The following is a 12466-nucleotide window of genomic DNA, read 5'->3' as shown; positions in this document are numbered from 1 at the left end:
CGGCGCGAGTCGCCGGTCCGCCCGCCGGTTCGAGGGCGCGGCACGCGGAGTCGGCCGGACCCGATCACGCACCGCGCACGAGGACGACGAGCACCGCACCGCCGAGCAGGAAGGGCCCGAACGGCACCACGCTGCCGCGGCCGGCGCGCCTGCTCACGGCGAGCCCGATCGCATACAGACCCACGCAGACGTACGCCAGCACCAGCGCCTGCACGAGTGCGGCCCAGGACAACCAGCCGAGGACCAGGCCGACCAGACCGGCGGTCTTGGCATCGCCCAGACCGATGCCGAGGCCGCACAGCGCGAGCACGAGGTGCAGGGCGTACGCCGCGGCCATGGCGACAAGCGCATTTACGTAGGAGTCCCGGTCGAGTGGGATCAGCAACAGCGCGGCGAGCAGCGGATATCCGGGCAGGGTCAGCGGATCGGGCAGCCGCATCAAGCGCGCATCGCACACCACCAGCGCCGAGGCGAGCAACGCGAAGACGAGGAAGGCGGGCAGGACCGCCTGGAGGCCGATCCGCCAGACCAGCGCGCCACCGGTGAGCACGAACGCGCCCGCGATCAGCGGCAGGTCGCGGCGCAGCACGCCCGCGGTGTCCTCGTCGAGATGGATCGGAGATATCCGCACGGCATCGGATCCTGCCAGACGGGAGGTCGGCGCGGCACCGGTGCGGCACTGGCGCGGCACCGGCGGGGCGTCGACTCGGTGGCGACCGGGCGGTGCGCGGACACCGGGTCGATCCGGAGCGTCGACGCGAATCCATCCGCGCCGGTGACCGGATCGGGATCGCATCGGGGTGCGGTGCCGACCGGCTTGGCACCGAATCCGCGCGCCGCGGTGATCGATTCGCACTCGAAGCGGGTGCGTTTGCGCCGGAATCCGTACCGGGCCGCCCGGCCGGACGGCACACTGGAACCGTGCCCAAAGCCATGGCGTTCGACCCGTTCCAGCCGCTTCCGAGCTCCTCCGCAGCGCAATTGGCGGACGATGCGGCGGTGGCGGATGACGGCGTATACGTGTTCGACGACGAGCGGATCGTGCTCGCGGTGAACGTCGCGCTGGCGACCCGCCGACCGCTACTGGTGTTCGGGCCGCCCGGATCGGGCAAGTCCACTCTCGCGCCGAACGTCGCGCGGCATCTGGGGCGGGTCTGCCACACCGAGGTGATCACCGCGCGCACCGAACCCGAGGACCTGCTCTGGCGCTTCGACGCGCTCCGCCGGCTCAACGACGCGCAGGTGCGCGAAGTCGCGCCGACGATCGGCGCCTACTGCGCGCCCGGCGTGTTGTGGAAGGCGTTCGATCCGTATCGGACCGTGCCCGGGCACGCGGGGGAACCGCCTGACGAACCGGCATACGGCCGGCACACCGGGCCCGCGCCGCAGTCGGTGGTGCTGATCGACGAGATCGACAAGGCCGATCCGGATCTGCCGAACAGCCTGCTGGTGCCGCTCGACACGCTGCGCTTCACCGGGCCGGACGGCGAGGAGGTGCGGGCACGACCGGGCGCAGAACCGCTCGTCGTGATCACCAGCAACAACGAGCGGGAGCTGCCCGCGCCGTTCGTCCGGCGCTGCATCCTGTTGTCCCTCGAAGCCCCGGACCGGCCACACCTGTTGAAGGTCGCGCGCAGCCACCTCGGGGCCGACTACGACGAATCGATGGCCGAGCAGGTGGCGGCCCACCTGCTCGCGATCGCGAACGAGTCCGCGTCGTTCGCCGGTCCGAGCACAGCCGAATTCCTCGACACCCTGCGGGCATGCCACGAGCTGGGCGTCACCGCCGGCAGCCATACCTGGGACCTGGTCGTGGAGGTCGCGCTGAGCAAGGGCCGAGGGAGTGCGAGGCCGCACGGGTGAGCGCGGGACGGGGGCGGGTCCACCTCGGCGATCTGGTCCGGGCGATCGTCGCGCTGGAGGTCACCGACATCGCGACGGCGGCGCGGATCGCCCGGATGCTGGACCTGGGCGGTGCGGGGGACCCGGAGACGAGGACGGATATCGCGGCGGAGCCGTCGACGGGGGCGGGCGATGACGACCCGGAGCCTGCCGCCTGGGCCGAACCGGTCCCGACGGCGCCGGAATCCGCGCTGATGCCACCGCACGAGGCGGACGGCGGCTGCTCGGTGCTCACGCTGCGCGGGCCGACGCAGGGCACGGAGTCCGGCGCGTCCGGCGCGGGCGGTCCGGGTGGCACATCCGGCGCGAGCCGCGGGGCCGAGTCGGATCCGGTGGGGCTACGGCGGTTGCTCGACCCCGGCGTGGGCGACGGGCCGCCCGAGCCGCCGTGGGCGGTGCGCTGGGCGCCGGGGGTGATGTTCGCGGCGGCCTCGACGGACGTATTCGGTCGAATCCTGGACGATCGCACGCTGGTTCGTGCCGTGGCCGATCGTTCGCCGGTGCGCAGGTTGCCCCTCCGGACCCGGCCGACCACCCGACTGGGTATCCAACTCGTGCTGGACGGCGGCGAGTCCATGCTGCCCTTTCGGGCCGACCAGCGTTGGTTGCGCGAACTCGCGGACGCCGTGGTCGGGCGGGGGCGGGTAGAGGTGCTGCGGTTTCAGGGCACGCCGTGGCGCGGCGTGCGGACGGTGGGGCGGTGCGGGCGGGTGGCCTATCGGGTACCGGCCGCGGGTACGCCCGTGGTTGTGGTGTCGGATCTGGGCCTGCGCCGATTGCCGTTCAGCGGCGCCTCGGCGGCCGGGGCGGCCGAATGGCGGGACTGGCTCGACGCGGTACGCCGGGCCGAATGTCCGGTGGTGTGTCTGACGCCGTACCCGGCGCGGGCGCATCCGTGGACACTCCGGCGGCGGGTGGCGCTGATTCCGCTGGATCGACGCACCTCGATTCGAGCGGCATGGCGGGAGAGCCGGCGGGTGCGGGAGGGGGTGCCACGGTGACGGATCCGGTCCCGGTGATCGGCCGGCGCGCGGTTGCCGACGGGCGGGCCGAGTACGGCGATGTCGAAGGGTCGGCGGAACTTGCCCACCTGCGCGAGTTGGCCGCGGCCGATCCACCCCTGTATACGCTCGCCCAGGCCCTGTGTTTGGCCCCCTATGCCACTGCGGCGTTCGTTCGGCGGGCCCGGCTGGAGTTCGTTCCGGCCAGTGCTGCCGGGCTGGAGGCGGACCTGTGGTTCTCTTCCCTGGTCGAGTCCGCGGACGCGCGGGCGGTGGTGCTCGACCCGCGGTACGCGGCCGGGTTGCGGCACGAACTGGTGCGTGATCGCGCACGATGGCGCGCGGTGCGCACGTTGACCGAGGAAATGCAGGCCGACGCACCGGGGTTGGTGCGCCGCTACACCCGGTTGGCGCTGGCCGATGCCGGTGTGCCGGACGCCGATCCGGAGGCGGAACTGGCCGCATTCGCCGGCGCGATCGCGGCCGGCGCGCCCGATGACGACTCGGCCGAGGATCTGGCCCGCTGGCTGGTGCACTTCCTGCCCAGGCTGCCCCGAGTGCTCGCGGTCGGTGCTCTCGCCCGCACGCTGCTGATCTCGGCGGCGACCCGGCTGGCCGTCGACCCGCCGGAGTGGGTGCTGGACCGACACGGGCCGGCGGGCGTCGCCGCCGCTCGGGCGGCGGTGCGTGGCCACGCGGAACTGGGCGTACGGCTCGACGATGACGGCCTGATCCTCAGTCGGCCACCGGAACCGGGCTCGCGGGTGCTCGAAGTGCCGGGCGGGGAACGGGTACGGGTCGAGCTGGCGGGGCCGGGTGAGGCCGGCACACATGGATACCCGGTTGAAGTGGGGGCGGCCGAGACGGTGCGGGTATCGGTCGCGGTGTTCGCCGAACTGCGCGCGACCACCGGCGATCAGGACCCCCGGACGGGCCGCCGACTCATGAAGGCCGAGGTGGTGTTCGGGGCCTCGGGCGTGCTGGCGGACGGGTATCTCAGGGCGGTGCTGCGACGGTCGCGATACGGGTCGGAACTGACGCTGCGGCACGACACGGTGCGCCAAACGGTGCGGCTCCGCGGAACCCCCCGCCTGCTGCGCGCCGACGACCGCACCGGGACGGTTCTGCTGGCAACCGAGGACGCGTTGGTGGTCGTTCGCACCAACGCGGACGAAGCCCGATATTTCGGTGGCCTGGGGCACATTCGGGACGCGGTCGTCGCCACGCCACACCCCTCGTCGCGCACCCCGTGGGTGATCGTGGCGAACGAGCACGGCGTGTGCGTCCTGCGCCCGGACGCGCCGGACGAGCCGCCGACGTTTTTGTCCCGTGCGGCCGAACCGGGTCTGCGAATCTGGGTCAACGCCGAGTTGTCGGAGCTGGTGATCGTAAGCGGCAGCGCGGAGCCGCAGTTCATCGACCTGACGAGCGGCGATTCGATCTGCTACGAGACACCCGCCGACGCGTTGCCGGTGACGGCGATCACCAGTGGCCGCGGCGGCCGACCGCTGCTGTACGCGCAAACCGGGCCGCAGTTGGTGCTGATGCCGACCCCCGACTCGACCCACGTCGTCCGGGGCGGTGGCCTGACCTCGGACATCGCGTCCCTGGCGATCAGCGGCGGCGGCGGATCCACAACCGCGGGCGTGGACCGGGAGGGCCGGCTGCTGCGCTGGGACGGCGCCACCATGTCGGGTCGCGTGCGCGAAGTGCCACTGCCGTTTCGGGCGGTGAGCGTTTCGACCGCGAGCCTGTTGGCGTTTACCGTGGTCGGCCGGGGCGGCCCGATCGAACTGCGGGACCGGGACGGCCGGAGCGTGCTGCTGGCGCCGACCCGAAGGCCCGAGCCGGATACGGGATGGCTGCCGGACACGCTCGTCTGCACGATGCCCACCGGGCCCGCGGTCGGCGACCACCCGGATTCGCTGCGGCGGGCCGGGATCGACTGCGTACGTGTGCCCTTCCCGATGCACGAGACGCAGTCCGTGCGAACCGGGTCGGACCTGGCGTCGGGGTTCCTGCGGGCGGCCGGTGCGGCCGGGATCAAGGTGCTGGCCGAACTGCCCATCGGGCCGGCGATGGACGAGATACGGCCCGAACGGGCGCCGCGTTTGTTGCGCCGCTGCGCCGAGTTGCTCGCGGCCGGAGCAGCGGGAGTGTGTGTGTCGGTATCGCCCGAGGGCTGGGGCGGGCAGCCCTCGACGGGTAGGGAGGACCGGTCGGTGGATTTCCTGCGGTCGCTCCGGCGGCTCGTCGACGAGTACCCGGGCCGGGTGCTCGTGCTCGACCGCGGCGCGAGCGGCGACTCGATGTCCGGAGCCCGCGACGCGTATTGCCACCTTGTGCTTGCCCAGGAGGCTCGATCGTGGCGGCAGGCGGCGTCTTTCGTGACGGGCGATCAGCGCGTGGCACCGAACTGGGCCGTGTCACTCGCGGCCCGGCCGGAGGAGGATCCGGCCCGCGTCTGCGCACTGGCCTCGATCGCACTCGCGCTACCCGGCCTGCGGGCCGTCGCCGAGTTTCCGAGCGGGCCCGCGAGCGAGGCCGTCGCCGCGCTGCTGCGTGCGCGAGGCGGCCGGCGGGCGCTGACCCGAGGCACCGTGTCCCGGTTGGGCTCTCCCGGTTCGGACGTGATCGCGCTGTTGCGGCGGTACGAAGAGGAGTTCGTGGTGTGCGTGGCCAACCTCGGGCCCCGTCGAAGCTCCGTTGCACTGACCACGCCCAGCCTGCCGCCGGGCAGTCTCGTGGATCTCCTGGATTCCACGACACCGCACCCGGTGTTGTCGCTCGGCGGGAAATCGCCGACGATGCTCACCCTCGCCCCCGACGAATACCGCTGGTTCCGCCTGCTGACGGCCGACGAGTTCTACGCGAGCCACCCGTGACGATCCATCACCTCCCCGAGCCGCGCGGCGCCGCACCGGTGCCGCGCCCGCGGATCTTCATCAGCCACAGCACCCGGGCCAAGCCCGGACAGGTCTGTTGCCGCTGCCTGGACGCACGCGACGCGCTGGTGCAGCAGTTGGAGGCCGAGGGCTTCGAGGCCGTGTACGACAAGGACTTCCTGCGCAGCGGTGACGCGTGGCAGCAGGAGATCGCGATCGAACTGCACGGCAGCCAGGCCACCGTGCTGCTGTTGTCCCGGCACGCGCTGGATTCGGCGAATGTCGGCTACGAGGCGAGCATCGCCGACGGCAGGCGGCGCGCGGACGCGCGATACCGTTTCCTCGCGCTGAAGTTGCCGGACGTACAACGCGCGGAGCTGGCCGAGAGCGCGCTCAAGGCGATCCACATCGGCGAGGTGGACATGTGCGACTGGGCCGACGACGAGATCGTCGGCAACCGGCTGCCGGACAAGCTGCGAACGGATCTGGCCCAGATCCGGCTGTGGCACCTGGACCGCTCGTCGCCCACCCGCAAGGCCGTGACGTACGCGCTGGCCGAGGCGTACGAGGACCGACTGCGCGCCGCGGCGGATCTGCTCGGGGTGTGCGAGCGGCTCGACCGCGAGGTCCTGCGGGAACGGCTCAGCGAGGCGCTGCTGATCGAGCGGGCCCCGGCGCCTCGCCATGAACCCGATCCGCTGGTACGGGCGTTGGGCGAGCTGTTGCCGGTGCTGCGGCCCGAACCCGCGGGCACGGTGGCCGACCTCAGCGTCGTGTACGCGCGGGTGCCCACGGTCGTCGCGGCGCAGCTGGGCGCGTTGCGTCTGCGCGAGAGCGGCCGGATCGCGGTGCTCGCGGCGACTCGGGGCGGCACGCTACGGGCCTACCTGCTCCGGGCGAGCGGCCACCCCCGTCCGTGGCCGCACTTGGAGGTCACGGTGCCGGCCGGGGCCGAGATGGCGGCGGGTCTGATCGCCGCGATTCGGGACCGGGTGGCCGGCTACCTGGACTACGACGGCTATCACGACCCGGAGTTGGAGGGCGAGGCCGGTTTCCGGGACGTGATCGAGGCGCATGCGCAGGAGACCGGGCCGATCGTGGTGGTCATCCGGCACCTGCCGGATGCGGCGTTGGTGCGCGAACTGCGGGCGGCCTTCCCGCTCCTGCTACTGCTGTTCGTCACCGACCGGGCCGGCGCGTGCGGTTCGGTCGAGGTGACCGAACTGGCGCCGTTGACGCCCGCCGGTGAAGGGGAGTTGAAGCGTACGCACGGCCGGGCGATGCAACTGGCCGGGCATCCACAACCACCGAACCCGCCCTGGAGGCCCGCGTGACCGTCGGTACGGACCCGGTGTTGACCCAGACCTGGCGCGCGCAGCGCCGATGGTCGCTCGCGGCCTCCGCGGCCAAGGCTTCGGTGCAGCGGTGGCGGTTGGTCCGGCTCGTATTCGGAGTGAGCGGCGCGATACTGGCCACCGCGGGCACGCAGGTGCACGGTGCTCCGGGCACGGTGTCGTCCCTGATCGGTGCGCTGTGTGTGGGGCTGGTGCCGCTGGTGACGTCGCTGCGGCTGCAACCGGCCCGGATCGAGGCGTGGACGCGGCTGCGCTCGGTCAGCGAGGGCCTCAAGAGCGAGGTGTACCTCTACCTGACGTCGAGCGATCCGTACGCGGGGGCCGAGGCCGAGCGGCGGGCGGCACTGTTCGCGCGGCGTGCCTCCTTCGAGGACGACGCGAGTGAACTGTCGGCCGAGCTACCGCAGCTGCATCCGACGGCGGATGTGACGCCGCCGACCGTGAACGATGTGGACAGCTACGTGCGGGAGCGGGTCGACGCGCAGGCGGACGGCTACTACCGCGATCGGGTGGCGCGGATGCGGCGGGGCCTGACCAGGATCCGGCTCGCCGAGTTCGTGTTGGCGCTCACCGGCATGGCGCTCGCGGTGGTGGCCGGTACGGGGGACGGTGCCCGGTTCGGCGCGTGGGTGCCGGTGGTCACCACGGTCTCGGCGTCGGTGATGCTCTATGGATACGGCGTGCGGTACCAGGAGAACCTGATCTCGTTCGCCCGCACCGCCGAGCAGTTGCGCCGGCTGCGCGACGACCGGATGGCGCGGATGCCGCTGGACCCGGCCGAGGAGGCGCGGTTCGTCGAGCGGTGCGAGAACGTCATCTCGATCGAGACTCAGGGGTGGATGGCCCGGGCCGCACAGGCGGATCCCGGTCCGCCGCAGTGAGTTCGGTGTCAAGGCGGGGCAGCGACCCGTCGGGTGGCATCGGGTCGGCGTTCCGGTCGGGGCGGAAATGGCCGTGTGGGCCGCTTTGGTGACGTCGGGTCAGGCCGAACGGGTGCGCAGGTGTGCGGCGGCCGGATGCTGCGCGTCCTCGGCGTAGCCGTGTACGGACTCGTCCGAGATCACGTCCGGCACGGTGTAGGGACCGGAGCGCAGACCCCAGTCGTAGTAGCCGCGGATCCAGTTGCGCATGCCCTCGACGCTCATCTCCACGGCGGTGCGTTCGGTTGTGCCCAGGCCGAGTTCGCCGCAGATCTGCGGCATGTACGCCTGGAGGGTCATGAACGTGTCGAGTTGCTCGTACGTCATCCTGGTCGCCTCGCGCAGCGCGGTGTCGTACGAGCAGCCGAGGCGGTCGCGCAGGACCACGACCAGGTTGTGCGAGGCGACCCGGCGGCCCCGGCGGCCCGGCGACTGGATGTCGTTGATGTAGGCGATGGTGTCGGTGGCGGCCTCGCGCAGTCGGCGCATCAGCGGGTGCGCCTGGATCTGGGCGGGCACTTCGAACCTGCGGCTGCGTTCGATCGCATCGAGGGAGTGCGGGATGCCCGCGGTGTTGCGGCGCATCACGCGGTAGCTGTCCAGGTCCGGGACGGCGCGTGAGGCGCTCATCCGCAGTTCCGAGGCGTGCGAGGCGAGGAACCGGGCCCAGTTGGCCGCGAAGCGGTTCTGCCAGGTCACCGAGGTGCCGTCGGACATCGAGGTCCAGACCTCGGACCAGGCCACGGTGATCGGGGAAACCAGATCGGGCGGGGTGCCGGGTTCGCGGAACGGGATGGTGATCAGTTCGCGGGCGATCTCCGCGACGCGGTCCGGGCGTTCGGGTGTGCGGGGGAGGGCGTCGGCGGTGCTGTCGGGGGAGGTGTCGGTGCCGGTGTCGGCTCTGGTGCGGGCGTCGGCGTCCGGGTCGGCGTCGCAGTCGTCGTCGAAGAGGAAGGCCAGCGAGAACCAGTTCATCAGCAGGTACTGGTCGTCGGCCGACGCGTGCGGGTAGGTGCGGCCGACCGCCTCCGGCAGGTCCCAGGAGGTGTATTCGCGCAGGCCCGCGTCGGTGCGGATCAGGCCGCGGGCGCGGACCCAGTCGAGGTGGCGGCTCCGGGCCTGGTCCAGATACGGACTGATCGGAGCCTCGAACGGAATCGAGAACAGCACATCCTGCGGCACCTGGTCTCCCACCCGTTGCGTGATCATTGTTATGCCGCATCGGCGTCGCCGGCGCAAGATCCTTTGCGTGTGCGGAGAGTGACGTCGACGGGCGCTTCGACACGTACGGTGATGCGTTTTTATGGGGACGTGCGGTGAATCGTGTGCGGGCGTTTGCGGTGGTGCGTGTGCGGGCCGTGCGGTGCTGTGTGCACGGCTTGCGGACGGCCCGGGTCAGGCCGCGATGTGAGCGGTGCTCCTGGTGGAGAGCAGTGCTTTCAGATCGTGCACGGCGGCCCGGCCGGCCCGATTGGCGCCGATCGTGCTCGCCGAAGGACCGTACCCCACAAGGTGGATGCGCGGGTCGCGCGCGGTGTGTGTACCCTCCATCCGAATTCCGCCGCCAGGCTCGCGCAGGTCCAGCGGTGCCAAGTGGCGCAGCGCCGCGCGGAATCCGGTCGCCCACAGGATGGCGTCGGCGGGTACCGAGGAACCGTCGTTCCACGCGACACCGAGAGCGGTGATGCGATCGAAGATCGGCAGTCGCGTCAGCACCCCGTGCTCTCGCGCGGCGCGCACCGCAGCCGTCGGCGGCAGCCCGGTCACCGCCACCACGCTCTCCGGCGGCAGCCCGGCCCGGACCCGCTCCTCCACCCGGGCCACCGCGGACCGCCCGACCTCGGCACTGAACTCGCCGTCGCGAAACACCGGCGGTCGACGGGTCACCCAGGTCGTGGTGCCGACCTCGGCGATCTCGGCGAGCGCATGGATGGCGGACGTACCGCCGCCCACCACGACCACGTGCTGCCCCGCGAACTCGGCCGGCCCGCGGTAGTCCGCGGTGTGCAACTGCCGGCCGCGGAACTCGGCGGCGCCCGGATAGAAGGGGATGAACGGGTGGCGCCACGTCCCGGTCGCGTTGATCAGCGCGCGGGCGGTCCAGGCGCCCCGGTCGGTCTCGACGACCAGCAGATCGGCGGGGGAGCTTTCGGGTGCGGCCGGAGCGGGCGCGCTCGAATCGGGCGCGGTCGAATCAGGCCCGGTCGAATCGGGTGCTGGGCCGGCGTCGGTCTCCGGCGACCGGCCGGCAGGGGAGCCGGCGGTGCCGGTGCGGGGCGCCGGAGCGCTCCGAGCCGTCGGAGCGGCCGATGTCGAGCGCACGGCCGTCACCGTGACCGGGCGCACGATGTCCAGGCCGAAGGCGCGCTCGTACGTCGCGAAGTACTCGGGCAGCGCCTCGAACGCGGGCCGCGCCGGGTCGATTTCCGGAACCGGCAGGCCCGGCAGTTCGTGGATCCCGTGCACGGCCTCCATCAGGAGCGTGGGCCACCGGTGCCGCCAGGCCCCGCCCGGCGCCTCGTCGGCGTCCAACACGACGAAGGACTGGCCGGAGCGGCGCAGGTGGTAGGCCGCGGACAGGCCCGCCTGGCCGGCGCCGATCACCACGACGTCCAGGACGCCCCCGTGCGTCGGGGAGTCGGTGGGTCGCGCCGAGGCGGATCGCGGTGCGGGGCCGGCGCGGCGCTCGGTGCGCGGGGGAGCCCCCGCGGTCGCGGACCCGGTCGATGTCGCCCTGGTACTCACCATCTCGCTCACACGGGCGAGAACAGGTGGGAGCGGGAGATGCTTCCCGATCGGCCCGTGGGGTCGACCACGATCGAGATCCCGATCAGTCGACCGGCGACGGTGACCGGACCGAGCCACTGCCGCACGCCGAGCGGCCCCCCGTCAGGAATCCGACCCGAGGAGCCGGCCGAGCTGCTCCTGACAGCGGTCGAGCCGGGCCTGGAGCAGGGTGACCTCGGCGATGAGCTGCGGCACGAGCTCGTACTCGCCGCGTACGTAGGGATTGGCGTCGGCGGCGACCGGCACCCCGGCCAGGCGCGCGTACGACCCGAACGACAGACCCACCCGCCCGGCCGCACACCCGGTACAACTGCCGACCAGGCCGCGCCGGCCCACGATCCCCGTCCCCGCGTCGACCAGCAACTCGGCCGGATTGCCACACCCGCAGGCCCCGACCCACACCGAGGTGACCCGCTGCCTGCTGTACCGGAAGCCGCGCTCGAAGCGGATATAGCTGCCCAGCACGTCCACCCGGAGCAGCGCCGCGTGCCGATACTCGGTGACGCACAGCAGCCCGCGCGCATCCGCCTCGGCCGTCAGGCAGTAGAACCCGCAATCGCAGCGGGCCGCGGGCGGCCGATGCCGGCGCCCGTACGCACAGCGAGCCTCGGCCTCGACGTCGTACGCCCGGCCGCGTCCGATCGACACGCCGGCGAAGCTCGCCCGATCACCGTCCACCGACAACAACAGCGACGCGACCTTGTACCCCACGGGCGCGACGTCCGGCCGCTCCTCGGGCAGCCGCCGCCGGCCGATCATCGCCCGGCGACCCCCGACGGCACCTCCACCTCAGTCGCCCCCGAGGCCCGCGGCTCGCCCCCTCGATCCTGCTTCGCCTCGGGAGCCGCCATCTCACGCCCCCGCTCCTCCTCGATCCGCGCCGCCCGCTCCACGACCACACCCGTCGCCACCGGCCTGCCGAGCTGCATGGGACACCCCTCCCGAATCGACTCCTCCCAGGATGTTCACCCGCCACACGCCCACCCACACCCACCACCTGATCCCGACAAAACACCCACGAGATTCAGCCAAACCAACCAACGGGTAACCGTGTCGCAAAGCTCTCCCGAACCTTGCTATCCTTGCCGTGCACGCAGGGCCCCACCCCTGCGCCCACTCGTCCGGGTGGCGGAATTGGCAGACGCGCTAGCTTGAGGTGCTAGTGCCCGAAAGGGCTTGGGGGTTCAAGTCCCCCCTCGGACACAAACGGGCCGTTCTTGAGATGGCCCGAGTTGAATTGACGAGATCCCGTTTCGACCGTTGAGGTCGGGCGGGATTTCGGCTTCTCCGGGCGTATTCGTGCTGGTGCGTGGGGTCGGCGGGTGGCCGGTGGGTTTGGCGGTGTGTGCCCTTGTGAGATGGGCATGCCGAAGGGCCCCGTGGCCTGGGGCGGCCGGGGCCCTCGGTCCGTATGTGGGGCCGGCCGTTCGGCCGCTTACTGGCGGGCGTCCGGCGATGGTCGGAGGTGTGACCGGCTTCGAGGGTGCTTGGGTCGTCTGCCTCGACGAAGGTCCGGTCCGTGTCGTCGGTGTCGGGCGGGCGTTCGCCGGCGTTCTGTCCGCCAGGTGTCCTGGATCGCCAGGTTGGCGATCCTGAGGATCACGGCGGTGGCCACA

General features: G+C 72.1%; 10 protein-coding genes and 1 tRNA gene. 6 read left to right on the top strand and 5 right to left on the bottom strand.

The genetic code is table 11. From position 1 onward, the window contains the following. Positions 1-64: 64 nt before the first annotated feature. A complete protein-coding gene (locus A3IC_RS65750; RefSeq protein WP_158696247.1) occupies positions 65-631 on the bottom strand; it encodes a prepilin peptidase in 567 nt (188 codons plus the stop codon). A 290-nt stretch (positions 632-921) separates the two neighbouring features. Between A3IC_RS65750 and A3IC_RS0137665 the strand changes: the two genes are divergently transcribed. From A3IC_RS0137665 to A3IC_RS0137645, 5 genes are read left to right on the top strand one after another with little or no spacing between them, the layout of a single operon-like run. Further along, positions 922-1863 (top strand): AAA family ATPase, encoded by a 942-nt coding sequence (locus A3IC_RS0137665; protein WP_245599777.1) that lies wholly within the window; start codon positions 922-924, stop codon positions 1861-1863. Further along, positions 1860-2903, top strand: coding sequence for a hypothetical protein (locus A3IC_RS67000; RefSeq protein ID WP_020555249.1), 1044 nt, complete (start codon positions 1860-1862; stop codon positions 2901-2903). Before A3IC_RS0137665 ends, A3IC_RS67000 begins: the two co-directional genes overlap by 4 nt. Then, a complete protein-coding gene (locus A3IC_RS69130) occupies positions 2900-5788 on the top strand; it encodes a hypothetical protein (RefSeq protein ID WP_158696246.1) in 2889 nt (962 codons plus the stop codon). Before A3IC_RS67000 ends, A3IC_RS69130 begins: the two co-directional genes overlap by 4 nt. After that, positions 5785-7122 carry a toll/interleukin-1 receptor domain-containing protein gene (locus tag A3IC_RS0137650; RefSeq protein ID WP_020555247.1) on the top strand — a complete coding sequence of 446 codons (1338 nt, stop codon included), beginning with the start codon at positions 5785-5787 and terminating at the stop codon, positions 7120-7122. The genes A3IC_RS69130 and A3IC_RS0137650 overlap by 4 nt, the downstream gene beginning before the upstream one ends. Further along, positions 7119-8024: a DUF4231 domain-containing protein gene (locus A3IC_RS0137645; RefSeq protein WP_020555246.1), complete on the top strand. Its 906-nt coding sequence runs from the start codon at positions 7119-7121 to the stop codon at positions 8022-8024. The genes A3IC_RS0137650 and A3IC_RS0137645 overlap by 4 nt, the downstream gene beginning before the upstream one ends. A 99-nt stretch (positions 8025-8123) precedes the next feature. Here the strand turns inward: A3IC_RS0137645 and A3IC_RS0137640 are convergent, their stop codons facing one another. From A3IC_RS0137640 to A3IC_RS69125, 4 genes are all read right to left on the bottom strand, one after another. Continuing rightward, positions 8124-9257 (bottom strand): terpene synthase family protein, encoded by a 1134-nt coding sequence (locus tag A3IC_RS0137640; RefSeq protein WP_158696245.1) that lies wholly within the window; start codon positions 9255-9257, stop codon positions 8124-8126. A gap of 201 nt (positions 9258-9458) precedes the next feature. Continuing rightward, on the bottom strand, positions 9459-10820 hold the full coding sequence (locus tag A3IC_RS0137635; RefSeq protein ID WP_020555244.1) for an FAD-dependent oxidoreductase: 1362 nt from the start codon (positions 10818-10820) through the stop codon (positions 9459-9461). Between the two features lie 132 nt (positions 10821-10952). After that, positions 10953-11609: a hypothetical protein gene (locus A3IC_RS0137625; RefSeq protein ID WP_020555242.1), complete on the bottom strand. Its 657-nt coding sequence runs from the start codon at positions 11607-11609 to the stop codon at positions 10953-10955. Further along, entirely contained in the window at positions 11606-11779 is a 174-nt protein-coding gene (locus A3IC_RS69125) for a hypothetical protein (RefSeq protein WP_020555241.1), read from the bottom strand. Before A3IC_RS69125 ends, A3IC_RS0137625 begins: the two co-directional genes overlap by 4 nt. A 190-nt stretch (positions 11780-11969) precedes the next feature. Here A3IC_RS69125 and A3IC_RS0137615 point away from each other — a divergent pair. Further along, positions 11970-12053, top strand: a tRNA-Leu gene (locus A3IC_RS0137615). The last annotated feature ends 413 nt before the right edge of the window (positions 12054-12466 follow it).

Origin of the sequence: Embleya scabrispora DSM 41855 (assembly GCF_000372745.1) — a bacterium.
Classification (GTDB): Bacteria; Actinomycetota; Actinomycetes; order Streptomycetales; family Streptomycetaceae; genus Embleya; species Embleya scabrispora.
This window is presented reverse-complemented; position numbering and strand designations above follow the sequence as displayed.